This is a genomic window from Psychroserpens algicola, from assembly GCF_014526325.1.
In the GTDB taxonomy this organism is placed as follows: Bacteria; Bacteroidota; Bacteroidia; order Flavobacteriales; family Flavobacteriaceae; genus Psychroserpens; species Psychroserpens algicola.
This window is the reverse complement of sequence record NZ_JACNMJ010000002.1, coordinates 66,875-81,277: the sequence shown is the minus strand read 5'-3', so window position 1 is coordinate 81,277 and position 14,403 is coordinate 66,875. Positions and strand designations below refer to the sequence as shown.

Genomic DNA, 14,403 nt, shown 5'->3' with positions numbered 1-14,403 from the left:
AAAACAAACTACTATTTATGATCAAAACTTACTTTGCTCTTGCCCTTTTATTTACTTTTAGCATTAATTTTATCTTTTCTCAAAACTTCACTATTCCAGGAGAGGTCTCTGTTGATGGCGAGTTTAAAAAAGGATTCTTTTCTGAAGAATTAAATGAATACACTAATTCGCTTAACTTCAAATATTCTGATAGTGGAGAAATCATAGATCTTTTCAATTCTGAGAATATTGTTTTTAAAATAAATTCAAAACGCAACCTTTACAAAACACTTAATGTCGAAGGATACATCCATCCGTTTATTCTAATAGTTGATGGTAAAGCATCGTTTTATAAGGATATAAATTCTAAAAATTTCTATATTCAAAATGAATCAAGAAATTCAAAAATTGTAAAGTTGGAGCCGTTCAAAAGTTCTAAAAAAAATAGTCGCAATGCCGGAATTCTTTCTCTTATTTTTGAAGATTGTATCTCAGTTAGATCTCAGATAGAAAAAGAAGATATTAACGAATCTATGGTGATTCAGTTAACAAATAATTATAACAAATGCCCAGAATATGCTAACGGTTTTCAGCTTTCAAACAAACAGAAAAAAGAACAAGAATACCTAAAACAGCCTAGTATTTATTCACTAGATTTTGGTGGCACTTTAGCCTTCAATAATTTTGATAGTCAGATTCCTTTTCTTCAAAATGAAAGTACTAAATCTAATAACGTAGGTTATGGTGCTTTTGTAAGTTTTAATGTGTCTCCTACTTACTTTAACCAGTTGAGAGATATCTTATATTTTGACATTTCAGTATCGTATAATATAGCTCCAGAATTTGAGGTTGAATTTTATGATGTTAGCAGAGCTAATTTTTTAATCAACGTATCCCCAACATACTATTTTTTACGTGATAGAAAATTAAATCCTTTTGCTCGTGCTAATTTCGGAATTAACTATACAAATTATGAATTAGTAAAAAACGAGGAGTCTATTTTTAGAGATGTAGAAGGAACACGTAAAAGTTTTATTTTTGGTATTGAAGCTGGTGTTCAATTTAACAGGCAATTTGAATTAGCTTTACTTTACCAACCAAAATCCAAAGAGAAATACACTATTTTCTTAAATAACACCTTTGAAATTGACAACAGTATAATTGCTTTGAAGGCGTCGTATATTATCAATTTTTCAAAAGATTAGTTCATATAACTTGAGTTCATAAGCAAGAGGACATATTGAAATCTGCATGACTCCAATAATATTGAATTTGTTACGTTGTGTATACTATGAAATTTCAAAGAAGACACTTACTTCTAAATTATATTTTCATTGGATGTCTCATCGTACTGGTACTAAATGATCATATTCTGAAATGGGAATATTCAAATTGGTTAACAGGCAAATTATCTGATTTCGCCGGAATGCTAATACTTCCCATAATCATTACTTACTGCAACCCAAAGCATCTTAAATTCAACTTAGTGCTATCTGCAGTTCTTTTTATGTTTTGGAAATCCTCTTTATCCACTAATGCCATAGCTCTATATAATACTTATGCTTTTATCAAAACATCAAGAGTTGTGGATTATACCGATTATATAGCATTAATCATGTTACCGATTGCTTATTACATTATAACAAAAATTAATACGAATCCTCAATATTTTCAAATTAAAACCCGTTTCAATTCGGCATACATCTTTGTTTTAACTTTATTTATTTTAATCTCTGAAACACCAGGAAGACAATATTACATCACTCATACTGATAGTAATTTTAAGTGTCATAATTGTGATCTTAAATTAGATATGTCGCAAGCTGAAATTCTGGAGAAATTAAAACGGTTTAACATTAAAGCTGACACAAATTACAACCAGATTAACGAAAATCGTTATGGCTTTTCTGAAGACAGTTTAAACTATTACACTATCAAAGCGTTTATTATTAATCAAGATACATTGCGAAATGCAGATATATCATTACGAAGTCCAGTTTCTGGCAAAACAATAATTTCTCTCAATGGTTTTGATTATGAAAAACCCATTTCTAATCAAAAAATGAAGCGCAAATTAAATCGTCATTTTAAAAAAATCGTCAAGTCCTACTTTCGTGAATTATAATGGCTTATTTTCTTGCTTTAACACTTATCTGAATACTTTAAGAACTGTTAACAACTTGGGTTTCCAAAACTCGTAAATAATTGTATTTTTACATTCAATTAAACCAAATCATTTAATGGGTAAAATCATTGCAATTGCCAATCAAAAGGGAGGTGTTGGTAAAACAACAACTTCAGTCAATTTAGCAGCATCGTTAGGCGTTCTAGAGAAAAAAGTATTGCTTATAGACGCAGATCCTCAAGCCAATGCAACATCAGGTCTTGGTATTGATGTAGAGCAAGTTGAAATTGGAACCTACCAGTTATTAGAACATACAGCCTCGGCTGAAGAATCAATTATCACAACCGATTCTCCTAATGTAGACATTATACCATCTCATATAGATTTGGTCGCTATCGAAATTGAATTAGTAGATAAAGATGAACGAGAATATATGCTTAAAAAAGCGATTTCTCATCTTAAGTCGGCTTATGACTACATCTTAATCGATTGTGCACCATCTCTTGGACTGTTAACATTAAATGCGCTAACAGCATCAGATTCTGTGATCATTCCAATCCAGTGTGAATATTTTGCACTAGAAGGTTTAGGGAAGTTATTAAATACTGTAAAAAGTGTTCAGAAAATACACAATACAGATTTAGATATTGAAGGCATGTTGTTAACGATGTTCGATCAGCGTTTGCGTCTTTCAAATCAAGTTGTTGAAGAAGTTCAAAAACACTTTAGTGATATGGTGTTTAATACCATTATACAACGAAATGTAAGGCTTGGCGAAGCACCAAGTTATGGCGAGAGTATAATTAAATATGATGTTAGCAGTAAAGGCGCAACAAATTATTTAAGTTTAGCAAAAGAAATCATAAATAAAAACGCATAATGGCGAAGGCAACCAAAAAACAAGCATTGGGCAGAGGTTTATCTGCATTGTTAAAAGATCCTTCTAACGATATAAAATCTGCAAACGATAAGCATGCAGATACTATAATTGGAAATATCATTGATTTAGATATCGACGTGATTGAAATCAACCCATTTCAACCGCGTACCAATTTTAATGAAGAAACCTTACGGGAATTAGCATCTTCTATTAAAGAATTAGGTGTAATTCAGCCTATAACCGTTAGAAAATTAGAATTTAATAAGTTTCAGCTGGTGTCTGGTGAACGCCGTTTCAGAGCGTCTAAGTTAATCGGATTAAAAACAATACCAGCCTATATCAGAATTGCTAATGATCAGGAATCATTAGAAATGGCTTTGGTTGAAAACATTCAACGTCAGGATTTAGATCCTATTGAAATAGCGCTTTCCTATCAGCGTCTGATTGATGAAATATCACTAACACAAGAGCAAATGAGTGAACGTGTTGGTAAAAAACGTTCTACAATTGCTAACTATTTGCGTTTATTAAAATTAGACCCGATTATCCAAACGGGTATGCGAGATGGATTCATTTCTATGGGTCATGGTCGTGCCATAATTAACATTGAGGATCAAAACCTTCAGTTAGATATTTACGAAAAGATTATTACCGATAAATTATCGGTGAGAGCTACTGAAGCTTTAGTGAAGAGTTACAACAACCCTTCAGATAAAAAACCATCTGAACCTGAGGAACTTCCTAAATTTGTTAAAAAAGGCATAAAAGAATTTTCAGAATACTTTGGGCATAAAATTGGCGTTAAATTGTCAAAGAATGGAAAAGGACAAATCACTATTCCTTTTCATTCTGAAGAAGATTTTAACCGTATAAAAAAACTGGTACAACGTGCTAAATAAATTAGTATACAGCCTTCTCTTATCTTTTTTTTTCATCAGCATAGTACATGCGCAAGATGAAAACACTACTGATGAAGTGAGTACAGATATGATCGTTGTTAAAGATACTGTTAACCTTAACAAGCGTGACCCAATTAATATTTTGGCGCCTTCAAAAGCAGCCTTCTACTCTGCCATCTTACCAGGTTTAGGTCAGGCTTACAATAAAAAATACTGGAAAATCCCACTTGTGTATGCTGCTATTGGTATTCCTGTGTATCTGTATGTGAAAAATGATCAAGATTACCAATTATATCGTGACGCTTATAAAAGACGTTTGTCTGGTTTCCCTCAAGCGTCTGAAGGTGATCCATTTCCGAATATTACAAACGACGGACTCATAAACGCTCAAAAGCAATTACGAAGAAATAAAGAGTTGGCATTACTTATTGCTATTGGTGCCTATGCGCTTAATATTATTGACGCTAATGTCGATGCACACTTATTGCAGTTTAACGTCGATGAGGATTTATCTCTAAGACCACATTTCAAGTACAACGAAATGGAAAACAATACCAATTTAGGACTTACCCTCAATTTTAAATTCTAAAGAATGAATATTGCACTTTTAGGCTACGGAAAAATGGGCAAAGCCATTGAAAAAATTGCTGTCGATCGTGGTCATCAAATTATTCTGAAAGTATCTAGTACTACTGAAAATTTTTCGCTTGACGCTATTGACGTTGCCATAGATTTTAGTTTACCTACAACTGCAGTTGCTAATATTTCAGAATGTATTAAAAATAATGTGCCTGTCATTTCTGGAACAACTGGCTGGCTTGACCATTATCAAGATATCGTGTCGTTATGCCATGCAGAACAGGGTACATTTTTGTACGCTTCTAATTTTAGTTTGGGTGTTAATATATTTTTCGAACTTAATAAAACCTTAGCTAAACTTCTTAAAGGCTTACCGCAATATAATGTGAGTATGGAAGAAATTCACCATACCCAAAAGTTAGATGCGCCAAGTGGTACTGCAATTACGCTTGCAGAAGGTATTATTGAAGCTACGGACTATAAAAATTGGACTTTAGATGCTCCAAAACAAAATGAGATTGGTATTTTAGCAACACGTATTGAAAACGTTCCTGGAACTCATGAAATCAATTACGACTCTGAAGTGGATAGCATACAAATCAAACATACAGCTCATAGTCGTGAGGGATTTGCTTTAGGCGCAGTGGTTGCTGCCGAATATGTTCATGATAAAAAAGGTGTCTTTACAATGAAAGATGTCCTAAATATTAGTTAATAGTTTAATAAAATGTAACGTTTTTAAAAACGGCTCAACTTACTAAAAAATCAAATTATAGATATGACAATTACTCAGTGGTTAATTTTTATTTTAGTCATCCAAATCATTCACGGAATTGGTACATGGAAATTATACGTAAAAGCTGGTCGCCAAGCTTGGGAAGCTTTTATTCCTGTGTATAACGCAGTCATCTTAATGAAAATTATAAACCGTCCTTGGTGGTGGACTATATTGCTCTTCGTTCCTATTGTCAACCTTATTATGCTTCCAGTGGTTTGGGTTGAGACCGCAAGAAGTTTTGGAAAAAACCAGTATATGGACACTTTCTTAGCTGTTATTAGTCTGGGCTTTTATAATTTCTATCTCAATTATGTTGCTGACGTAACTTATGTTGAAAACAGAGACTTAGATCCTAAATCTAGTTCTGGTGACTGGACAAGCTCTATTTTATTTGCCATCGTTGCAGCAACAATTGTACATACGTATTTCATTCAACCTTTTACGATACCAAGTTCATCTCTGGAAAAATCGCTATACATTGGTGATTTCTTATTTGTAAGTAAATTTCATTACGGAGCAAGAGTGCCAATGACTACTGTAGCAATGCCTATGGTACATGATACCATTCCTGTTGCTAATGTCAAGTCGTATCTGTTTAATGATAATTATGATAAGCGTAATACATCTTTAATTAACAAAACACAGTTGCCTTATATGAGGCTTCCTGGTTTTGAATCTATCGAGCGTAACGATATTGTAGTTTTTAATCAGCCTGCTGACACCTTGGTTAACATGGATGATTTTAATCCCGATCGTAACTATTATAAGCCTATAGATAAGAAGACAAATCTGGTAAAACGCTGTGTAGGTGTGCCTGGAGACTCTCTGGAAGTTAGAGATGGTTATGTTTATATTAACGGACAAAAAAATGAATTACCAGATCGTGCTAAACTTCAATTTAGCTATTATGTTGTGGCTAAAAACAGAACGTTTAATCCTGTAGAATTAAAAAACAGATACGATATTACAGATCGAATCATTCTTTTAAACGATGGAAAAACCTACTACTTCTCTGCCATTACCGATGAAGCCTTAGAACGTTTTAAAAATCATCCTAACGTAGTAAGTATCACCAAGAGTACTACGGAAAAAGGAACAAGAGACGAAAGAGTTTTTCCTCATAACTCAAGCTATAACTGGAATTATGATAATTTCGGACCAATTTACATTCCGAAAAAAGGGGAAACTGTGGCACTTAATATGGAGGTCATTCCAATATACAAACGCTTGATTTCAGAATACGAAAACAAGAAAGTAACTACCAATGGAAATCAAATTTTGATTGAAGGACAACCAAGTACATCGTATACGTTTACTCAAGATTATTACTGGATGATGGGTGATAATCGTAATAATTCAATCGATTCACGTGGTTGGGGGTTTGTGCCTTTCGATCATGTGGTTGGAAAACCTGTCTTAATCTGGATGAGCTGGGACGGACTTAGGAATCCGCGTTGGGAACGCTGGTTTACAACCGTTGGTGGCTCCGGAAAGCCTGTATCGTATTTAATTCCATTTTTGATATTACTGGCTGCGTGGTTTGGTTTTAATAAATGGCGTAAAAAGAAAAAGGAGGCGCAATAGCACTTATATCTGAATTTCAAATGGACGTATTATTACATCCAACATACTTTCCTAACATTGCACATTTTGTTGCAATGTTACAAGCAGACCATATCGTATTTGAAACTTGTGATAACTATCAGAAGCAGACCTATAGAAATCGGACATCTATTTATGCAGCCAATGGTAAATTAGATTTAAACGTACCTGTGGTGTATTCTCAAAGAAATCGTCAGTTGTATCGTGACGTTGACATATTTAATACGGAAAACTGGCAAATACAACATCTAAAATCTTTAGAGTCTGCTTATCGAACCTCCCCTTTTTATGAGTTCTATATTGATGATTTAATACCTTTATTTGAAATGGAAACGACATCGATAATGGAGTTTAATTTAAAATGTATTTCACGCATTTTTGAATGTCTACAGTTGGCATTTAGCTATAAAACAACAGAGCGCTTCGACATGAACCCAAATGCGATATTGGATGCCAGAGGCTTAGCCAGCAGCAGAAAAGAAATCAAGCAGGTTTTTAAGCCTTATGCTCAAGTATTTGATGAGAAACATGGATTTATTTCTAATCTCAGTATCCTAGATCTCTTGTTTAATGAAGGGCCAAACACTGAACTATACCTGGAAGCTCAAAATTTACAATTATAATGTTACAACCATTCGTACATTATGGCATTCACTTTTTATTGCCGCTTATAGTTGCTTTGCTGTTTTTTAAAACGAACTGGAAATTGGCTTACCTAATTATGCTAAGCACGTTTTTGATTGATTTAGACCATCTTCTGGCAACACCATTATTTGATTCTAATCGTTGTAGTATTAATTTTCACCCACTACACTCCTATTATGCTATTGGTGTATATATGGTTTTAACTCTTATAAAGAAAACCAGACTGATAGGTTTAGGATTGGTAATTCACATTATAGCCGATCAGGTAGATTGCTGGATGATGTAGTTTATTTAAGTTTTACTTTGGCCATTATTGGATAATGATCAGAATATTTGACATCATAGGTTTTAAATGAATTTGTATCAAAACCATTATCAACCAAGACAAAATCAATTCGTACAGGAAAAAACTTGAAGTCGTAAGTACGACCAAATCCATTACCAGCCTCAACAAACGCATCTTTTAAATCGCCTTTTATTTCTTTATAGACGTACGAATAAGCAGTATTATTAAAGTCGCCACAAATTATCATTTGATACGGACACTGGGCTTTATGACTTAAGAATAGTTCAGTTTGAGACTGTTGCATTTTAAATGTTGAACTCACCCGTTTAAATAAGTTTTCAGAGTTTTCCTTAGTAAATTTTTCAGATGTAGGATCAATTCCTGAAGATTGTAAGTGCACATTATATATACGAATGGTATCGGTGTTTCTTACAATGTCGGCAAAAATAGCATTGTTAGATGTGTTTGGAAATTCAATAGATCCAGAATTTATAATAGGAAATCTGGTATAGATAGCTTGTCCGTTTTTAACTTTCTTACCCGAAAGCTCTTCATACTTAAAATATCCGTTTAAAACAATGTCATCATCTGGTCTGTATTCTTGCATGCATAAAATATCGGGACGCTTTTCAGAAATAAAACCAGAAATATTTTGTTTTAAATTGGGATCATCAATCCAGTTAAATGCATTAAATAAGCGTACATTATAATTCATTACTGAAAAATTCTGAAGGTCATCTACATTTTTAGAAGCTGAAAATTTATACAACGAAAAGACATAACTATATCCGATAGCGAGTACTAAAATTGATAGTATTAATTGTTTTTTTGTTTTTAGTAACCAGTATAAAACAAAAAGTAGATTTACCAGAATTAAAAAAGGAACCGCCAAACTTAACACAGAGAGAAAAGCAAATTGCTTTGGTTCTAAATATGGTAAAAGGTAAGATAGCAGCAATGCAAATGCCATCAATGAATTGACAACAAACATAAGCTTCTCAAAACCTTTTAGTTTACGCATATGGATTAATCTTTACCAGATTTAAATAAAAATGCTTTTTCTTCTTTAGTTAAACTGTCGTAACCACTTTTACTTATTTTATCTAAAATAAGATCGACTTTTTTCTGATTATTAAACTCATTAAATTCGTCTTTATTATGGCCGGCAAATGGTTTCTTTTTATTCTTATGAACGGTCTTAAGTATTGGTTTCCGACTAAATAAATTCGTAACAGTGTCCATTAAATTCGAAAACCCCTTACCGATATCTTTTCCTTTTAAAAGTTGTGTTGCATAAATATAACCCAACAAACTACCTCCAAGATGAGCAACTCGACCTCCTTGATTGATACCACTAAAAAAGCCAATTAAATCAAATACAACAATAGCTACACCAATGTACCATAATTTAATTTTAATAATAAAAAACTGGGCTTCACGATAAGGCATATAAGCGCACACGAAAATAAGTAGAGCATTTACGCCAGCAGATGCGCCAACTAAAACGGTAACCTTATCAACTAAAAGCGATGGTATGACTGCATTTACTAATAAAAAAGTGAGTCCGCCACAAATAATACCTAAAAAATAAACACTTAGTGATTGTTTCGTAGGAAACAAATTTACCATTGTTCGTGACACAAAATACAGTACAAGCATATTAAACAACAGATGGAATAGGTCGTAATGCGTAAACCCGTAAGTAATTAGTGCCCATGGTTTCATAATAAAATCTGAAAAGCCACTAGGCAACTCTAACCAGTTGAGTGTGCTAGATCTTGGTATCTGTCTAATAACTTGCAGTAACCAGCCAACGAAAAAGACCAAAACATTTAGTGCCATGATCTTCTCAAAAACGTTAAGGCGTTTTAACTTATCTTTTATATCGTATGCTAAAGATGTCATCGATCCCAACGGTTTTTATTAAACTGTGTTTTTTTCCAGTACCACATAATTAAAAATCCGGTGATAGCACCACCAACGTGAGCCATATAAGCTGTATTACTTGGACTGAAAAAAGACTGACCAGTTAAAGCAGAGATAATATCCAATAGGATAATTCCAGGGATAAAATACTTAGCTTTAATAGGTATTGGCAGGAATATTAGCATTAGTTTGGCCTCAGGATTCATCATTCCGAAAGCCGCTAAAATACCCATAATACATCCCGAAGCTCCAACCATTCTTGAGTTTGATGTAACATTCATATCAAATAAAGCATCAAATACTTGTTGGTTGATAAGGCTTCTATTAAAATTGAACTCATTTAAAACGGGATATAATCCTTGCTCGAACAATTCTCCCCTAATAAACATCCCGTCACTGGCATTAATATTAGCTATACTATGAATCAGTTCAGAACTCATATTTAAATCTGCAATGCTCTGATATGCTGAATAAAAGTCGTAGTAATAATAAGCCAGTTGAAAAAGAACAGCTCCTAATCCAGCTGATAAGTATAGAAATAAGAATTTTTTAGAACCTAATTGCGTTTCGACTGCAGTACCAAACATCCATAGCGCAAACATGTTAAATAAAATATGAGTAACGCCACCATGCATGAACATATGGGTAAATATTTGCCAGGGTTGAAATAAATTATTTTCGGGAAAATATAAAGCGAACCAAGCATTAAACAATGCACCATTTTGAATAGCAATTGTCCCTATAAACATGACAACGTTTATAATGATTAAATGCTTTACTGTATCAGTTATACCTCTCATCATAAATTAATCACATAAATTTTTTATCAAAATCATCAACACTCATTGTAATAAATGTCACTCTGTTTGTTGGAGACACTGAAGGTTCTTTACAAGCAAATAAACTGTTTACTAGATGCTCCTGCTCTATTTTGGTTAATGATTGACCGGTTTTAATTGCCAAACTTTTTGACATTGATTTTGCTAATAAATCGGTAGCACTATAGTTACTATCAGGCACTTCTTGTTCTACATCACTTATTAATTGTTCTAATATAATGGAGACTTCACTTTCAGGAACGTTTACTGGCACTCCTGTAATAGATATAGTGTTATCTTTAAATGCTGAAAACACAAATCCTGTGTGCTCTAAATCTTCTTTTAATTGCAATAGCAATTCCATTTCAGATAGTGAAAACTCTAAGGTTAACGGGAAAAGTAATTGCTGACTTACAGCTTCTTTGATCGTAAGGTGTTTTAGAAACCCTTCATATAAAATCCTTTGATGCGCACGATGCTGATCTAAAATCATCATTCCAGATTTTATAGTACTAATAATATATTTATTGAGTAGTTGATATGTGGTCTGTGTAGTTTCGACTAGTTTATCTTCGGAAAATAAAGAGGTGTTTTCCGATTCGCTTTCAAATTCAACCTCACTAAAATGACGTTCTGTTTTTGTGCCTTTCGATTCTAATCCAACATACAAACTTTCCCATTGCGCTGCTGGTTCCTTTTTATAGGACGCTCCAATATGATTGCTTTTTGACGTTCTGGTCTCCTCCTGAAAAGGATTAAAACTCCGATCAACTTCTACTGATGGCGATGACACACCTTTATTTTTATAATCATAAGGTGTATCCAGATTATTATCCCGATCAAAATCCAATACTGGAGCAATATTAAATTGCCCTAAACTATGTTTAACTGCAGATCGCAAAATGGCATATAAGGTATGCTCATCATCAAACTTAATTTCGGTTTTGGTAGGATGTATATTGATGTCTATCGTTTTTGGATCGACTGTCAGATTCAAAAAATAACTCGGATAACTCCCATCTTTAATCAAACCTTCATAAGCCGAATTAATCGCATGATTCAAATAGGCACTTTTGATGAATCTATCATTAACAAAGAAAAACTGTTCATTTTTGGTTCGCTTTGCAAATTCGGGTTTACCAACAAATCCGGAAATTTTTAAAACTTCTGTTTCCTCTTCAACAGGAACTAACTTTTCGTTTGTTTTTCCTCCAAAAATATTAACTACACGTTGTCTGTAATTGCTCGTTGGAAGATTGAAACTTTCACTTCCGTTGTGATACATGACAAAGGCAATATTGGGATGTGCTAAAGCTACGCGGTGAAACTCATCAATGATATGTCTGAGTTCAACATTATTAGATTTCAGAAAATTACGTCGTGCCGGAATATTAAAAAATAAATTTTTGACGGATAAGGATGTTCCTTTAGGTGTTACAGTAACATCCTGATGTTTTACAGTACTACCTTCAATTTCTATAAGGGTTCCCAATTCGTCACCATCTTGCTTTGTTTTTAATTCAACATGCGCAATAGCTGCAATACTAGCGAGCGCCTCACCTCTAAACCCCTTTGTGTTTATAGAAAATAAATCCTCAGCAGAACGAATTTTTGATGTCGCATGGCGTTCAAAACTCAGGCGAGCATCTGTCACTGTCATTCCTTTTCCATTATCAATAACCTGGATAAGTGTTTTACCTGCATCTTTGATAATTAATTTAATGGTATTTGCTCCAGCATCGATAGAATTTTCAAGTAATTCTTTTACAACCGAAGCTGGTCGTTGTACAACTTCACCTGCTGCAATTTGATTCGCAACATGATCTGGTAACAATTGAATAATGTCTGACATTAGCGTTTAAAGGAGAATATGGATAAATCGAAATCGATAATAAATAAAAATACGAGAATTAAAGCCGCTATGATATATAGTACACGACGATTAGCTCCAGTAGTATCATTATTAGTTTTATAATCACTTATGGCATTGTTGAATTTAGTTTTTAATCCTTTATTACTGCCAGCAGTTACACGATAATCATCGAATTTATGTTTTAATTCAAACGGACTTCCTTCGCCATTATAATAACGAGGCTGGTAACTGTATCTCTTATTTTTTCGTGTGTTTAAAATTCCCATGATGCTATGATGTTTCGTAATGAGTTAAAACATACCACAGTGCAATTATCATTCCTAAAATGACTAAAAGGATGACGAGTGGCATACGTTGTTTGCTTTTGTGCTTTCCTTGACCTCTTACAGATTCCCAATGTGATTTAAGGTTATCACCAGATTTAGAATCTCTGAGATGCCGAGGTATGTAATTAAAACGTTTATGTTTTCGCTGTTGAAACAAACCCTCTACTTATCTAGTCTATGGTATCAAAAGTACAGAATTTACAAGTAAAATCAGCTAATCAATTCCTAAAAATTGTTAACAAACATCAGTTTCTTCGGAAATTTTATAAGACGTTATCGTTTGCAATAATAAATGAAGATCTAACGAATTTAGATTATCTGTTTCGGCGTAAGTTTGCCATTTTGATTGCTGCAATAGCGGCTTCAGTTCCTTTGTTGCCATGCTTACCTCCTGAGCGATCAATAGATTGCTGCATCGTATTATCTGTTAAAACACAAAAGATAACTGGCGTATCTGAGTTAAGATTAAGCTCTTTAATACCATGAGTAACACCCTCACAAACAAAATCAAAATGTTTAGTCTCTCCTTGAATAACACAGCCAATAGCAATTACGGCATCAACTTGATATTCAACCATTTTTTTACTTCCGTAAATTAATTCGAAACTACCTGGAACATCCCATTTTATGATGTTTTCTGAAAGAGCACCACAATCCAACAATGCATCATAAGCACCTTGGTAAAGTCCATTAGTTATGGTATCATTCCATTCAGAAACAACAATCCCAAACCGAAAGTCTTTCGCGTTTGGGATTGTGTTTTTATCGTAGTTAGATAAATTATGATTTACAGTTGCCATAATTCAATTATTTACTACCTTCTGCTCTTCCGATAAATGCATCGATATTTTTTGCCTGATCAGATTCTGAAAATTCGGCTTTTATACGTTTGTAGTATTCTAATGCTTTATCTGGCTTACCTAAAGATTCTGCCACACCAGCAGCTTTGAATAAATACATTGGTGTTGTATAGGCATTTGTTGACGCCTTAATCGCTTGTTCATAATATCCTAAAGCATCATCTAATTGATTAAGTTGTACAAAAGCATCACCAATTCCACCTTTTGCAAGTGGTCCCAATACTGCATCATCACCATCAAAATCACTTAAATACTTTACAGCGTTTGTATAATCTTTAGTGTTTAAATACGCCATACCAGCATAATAGTTAGCTAAATTACCAGCAGGTGTGCTTCCATATTCACTAACGATATCGACAAGACCATATTTCCCTTCGCTTCCGTTTAATGCAAGATTATATATAGAATCTTTATTTGTAGCGGTTACAGCTTCTTCAAAATATTTCTGTGCTGTATACATTTCATTCATTGCTTCTTCCGCTTTTGGCTCAGCAATAAATTTATTATAGCCTAAATATCCTAAAACAACTAATGCAGCCAGACCGATAATAATAAAAATACCTTTCTGGTTCTTTGCAACAAAATCTTCAGCTTTATTAGCACTTTCATCTAAAGTATTAAAAACTTCAGCTGTTGTAGATTCTTGTTCTAATACATCTATCGTTTCACCTTTCTCCTTGATAGGTTTTGGTTTATATCCTCTTTTCTTATATGTTGCCATAATTCTATATTTGTGCCCGCAAAAATAAAATTTTTATTGGGATTTAAAAGGTAAATTATTTGTTATTTTTACTTCATCTTACAATAAAGGCAACCTAAATACGAAT

17 protein-coding genes are annotated in these 14,403 nt (G+C 33.4%); 9 read left to right on the top strand and 8 right to left on the bottom strand.

The annotated features are described in order from the left end of the window. Window positions 1-17 precede the first annotated feature (17 nt). The 9 genes from H7350_RS06205 to H7350_RS06165 all read left to right on the top strand — a co-directional run bounded on the left by H7350_RS06205 (window position 18) and on the right by H7350_RS06165 (window position 7,773). Window positions 18-1,184: a hypothetical protein gene (locus tag H7350_RS06205; RefSeq protein WP_204345034.1), complete on the top strand. Its 1,167-nt coding sequence runs from the start codon at window positions 18-20 to the stop codon at window positions 1,182-1,184. A gap of 86 nt (window positions 1,185-1,270) precedes the next feature. After that, the gene (locus H7350_RS06200) at window positions 1,271-2,104 is read left to right on the top strand and encodes a hypothetical protein (RefSeq protein ID WP_204345033.1); all 834 of its coding nucleotides are present in this window, start codon (window positions 1,271-1,273) and stop codon (window positions 2,102-2,104) included. A gap of 115 nt (window positions 2,105-2,219) precedes the next feature. Next, a complete protein-coding gene (locus H7350_RS06195; protein ID WP_204345032.1) occupies window positions 2,220-2,984 on the top strand; it encodes a ParA family protein in 765 nt (254 codons plus the stop codon). Further along, window positions 2,984-3,883 (top strand): ParB/RepB/Spo0J family partition protein, encoded by a 900-nt coding sequence (locus H7350_RS06190; RefSeq protein ID WP_204345031.1) that lies wholly within the window; start codon window positions 2,984-2,986, stop codon window positions 3,881-3,883. The genes H7350_RS06195 and H7350_RS06190 overlap by 1 nt, the downstream gene beginning before the upstream one ends. Next, complete coding sequence (locus tag H7350_RS06185; RefSeq protein ID WP_204345030.1) at window positions 3,873-4,472, top strand: DUF5683 domain-containing protein; 600 nt, start codon at window positions 3,873-3,875, stop codon at window positions 4,470-4,472. The genes H7350_RS06190 and H7350_RS06185 overlap by 11 nt, the downstream gene beginning before the upstream one ends. A gap of 3 nt (window positions 4,473-4,475) precedes the next feature. Beyond that, complete coding sequence (gene dapB, locus H7350_RS06180; RefSeq protein WP_204345029.1) at window positions 4,476-5,177, top strand: 4-hydroxy-tetrahydrodipicolinate reductase; 702 nt, start codon at window positions 4,476-4,478, stop codon at window positions 5,175-5,177. Window positions 5,178-5,240: 63 nt separating this feature from the next. Further along, entirely contained in the window at window positions 5,241-6,824 is a 1,584-nt protein-coding gene (gene lepB, locus H7350_RS06175; protein WP_204345028.1) for a signal peptidase I, read from the top strand. Window positions 6,825-6,844: 20 nt separating this feature from the next. Then, the gene (locus tag H7350_RS06170) at window positions 6,845-7,465 is read left to right on the top strand and encodes a WbqC family protein (protein ID WP_204345027.1); all 621 of its coding nucleotides are present in this window, start codon (window positions 6,845-6,847) and stop codon (window positions 7,463-7,465) included. Continuing rightward, entirely contained in the window at window positions 7,465-7,773 is a 309-nt protein-coding gene (locus H7350_RS06165; RefSeq protein WP_204345026.1) for a DUF6122 family protein, read from the top strand. Before H7350_RS06170 ends, H7350_RS06165 begins: the two co-directional genes overlap by 1 nt. A gap of 1 nt (window position 7,774) precedes the next feature. Here H7350_RS06165 and H7350_RS06160 read toward each other — a convergent pair whose 3' ends face one another. The 8 genes from H7350_RS06160 to H7350_RS06125 form a co-directional block, all read right to left on the bottom strand. Continuing rightward, window positions 7,775-8,794, bottom strand: a complete 1,020-nt coding sequence (locus H7350_RS06160) for an endonuclease/exonuclease/phosphatase family protein (RefSeq protein WP_204345025.1) — start codon at window positions 8,792-8,794, stop codon at window positions 7,775-7,777. A 5-nt stretch (window positions 8,795-8,799) separates the two neighbouring features. Further along, entirely contained in the window at window positions 8,800-9,678 is an 879-nt protein-coding gene (locus tag H7350_RS06155) for a rhomboid family intramembrane serine protease (protein ID WP_204345024.1), read from the bottom strand. Beyond that, the gene (locus tag H7350_RS06150) at window positions 9,675-10,499 is read right to left on the bottom strand and encodes a rhomboid family intramembrane serine protease (RefSeq protein ID WP_204345484.1); all 825 of its coding nucleotides are present in this window, start codon (window positions 10,497-10,499) and stop codon (window positions 9,675-9,677) included. Before H7350_RS06150 ends, H7350_RS06155 begins: the two co-directional genes overlap by 4 nt. Window positions 10,500-10,509: 10 nt before the next feature. Then, window positions 10,510-12,369, bottom strand: coding sequence for a DNA mismatch repair endonuclease MutL (mutL, locus tag H7350_RS06145; RefSeq protein WP_204345023.1), 1,860 nt, complete (start codon window positions 12,367-12,369; stop codon window positions 10,510-10,512). Further along, window positions 12,369-12,656 carry a riboflavin synthase subunit beta gene (locus H7350_RS06140; protein ID WP_204345022.1) on the bottom strand — a complete coding sequence of 96 codons (288 nt, stop codon included), beginning with the start codon at window positions 12,654-12,656 and terminating at the stop codon, window positions 12,369-12,371. The genes mutL and H7350_RS06140 overlap by 1 nt, the downstream gene beginning before the upstream one ends. 4 nt (window positions 12,657-12,660) lie before the next feature. Then, entirely contained in the window at window positions 12,661-12,873 is a 213-nt protein-coding gene (locus tag H7350_RS06135) for a hypothetical protein (protein ID WP_204345021.1), read from the bottom strand. A 157-nt stretch (window positions 12,874-13,030) separates the two neighbouring features. Then, window positions 13,031-13,516, bottom strand: a complete 486-nt coding sequence (ribH, locus tag H7350_RS06130) for a 6,7-dimethyl-8-ribityllumazine synthase (protein WP_204345020.1) — start codon at window positions 13,514-13,516, stop codon at window positions 13,031-13,033. Between the two features lie 7 nt (window positions 13,517-13,523). Continuing rightward, window positions 13,524-14,297 carry a YfgM family protein gene (locus tag H7350_RS06125; RefSeq protein WP_204345019.1) on the bottom strand — a complete coding sequence of 258 codons (774 nt, stop codon included), beginning with the start codon at window positions 14,295-14,297 and terminating at the stop codon, window positions 13,524-13,526. Window positions 14,298-14,403 lie beyond the last annotated feature (106 nt).

Excerpts from the sequence above, each read along its gene's own strand:
- H7350_RS06125 (WP_204345019.1), bottom strand. The coding sequence starts at position 14,297 with ATGGCAACATATAAGAAAAGAGGATATAAACCAAAACCTATCAAGGAG.
- H7350_RS06155 (WP_204345024.1), bottom strand. The coding sequence starts at position 9,678 with ATGACATCTTTAGCATACGATATAAAAGATAAGTTAAAACGCCTTAAC.
- H7350_RS06160 (WP_204345025.1), bottom strand. The coding sequence starts at position 8,794 with ATGCGTAAACTAAAAGGTTTTGAGAAGCTTATGTTTGTTGTCAATTCA.
- H7350_RS06205 (WP_204345034.1), top strand. The coding sequence starts at position 18 with ATGATCAAAACTTACTTTGCTCTTGCCCTTTTATTTACTTTTAGCATT.
- H7350_RS06150 (WP_204345484.1), bottom strand. The coding sequence starts at position 10,499 with ATGAGAGGTATAACTGATACAGTAAAGCATTTAATCATTATAAACGTT.
- H7350_RS06200 (WP_204345033.1), top strand. The coding sequence starts at position 1,271 with ATGAAATTTCAAAGAAGACACTTACTTCTAAATTATATTTTCATTGGA.
- dapB (WP_204345029.1), top strand. The coding sequence starts at position 4,476 with ATGAATATTGCACTTTTAGGCTACGGAAAAATGGGCAAAGCCATTGAA.
- H7350_RS06140 (WP_204345022.1), bottom strand. The coding sequence starts at position 12,656 with ATGGGAATTTTAAACACACGAAAAAATAAGAGATACAGTTACCAGCCT.
- H7350_RS06170 (WP_204345027.1), top strand. The coding sequence starts at position 6,845 with ATGGACGTATTATTACATCCAACATACTTTCCTAACATTGCACATTTT.
- H7350_RS06195 (WP_204345032.1), top strand. The coding sequence starts at position 2,220 with ATGGGTAAAATCATTGCAATTGCCAATCAAAAGGGAGGTGTTGGTAAA.
- mutL (WP_204345023.1), bottom strand. The coding sequence starts at position 12,369 with ATGTCAGACATTATTCAATTGTTACCAGATCATGTTGCGAATCAAATT.
- H7350_RS06190 (WP_204345031.1), top strand. The coding sequence starts at position 2,984 with ATGGCGAAGGCAACCAAAAAACAAGCATTGGGCAGAGGTTTATCTGCA.
- lepB (WP_204345028.1), top strand. The coding sequence starts at position 5,241 with ATGACAATTACTCAGTGGTTAATTTTTATTTTAGTCATCCAAATCATT.
- ribH (WP_204345020.1), bottom strand. The coding sequence starts at position 13,516 with ATGGCAACTGTAAATCATAATTTATCTAACTACGATAAAAACACAATC.
- H7350_RS06165 (WP_204345026.1), top strand. The coding sequence starts at position 7,465 with ATGTTACAACCATTCGTACATTATGGCATTCACTTTTTATTGCCGCTT.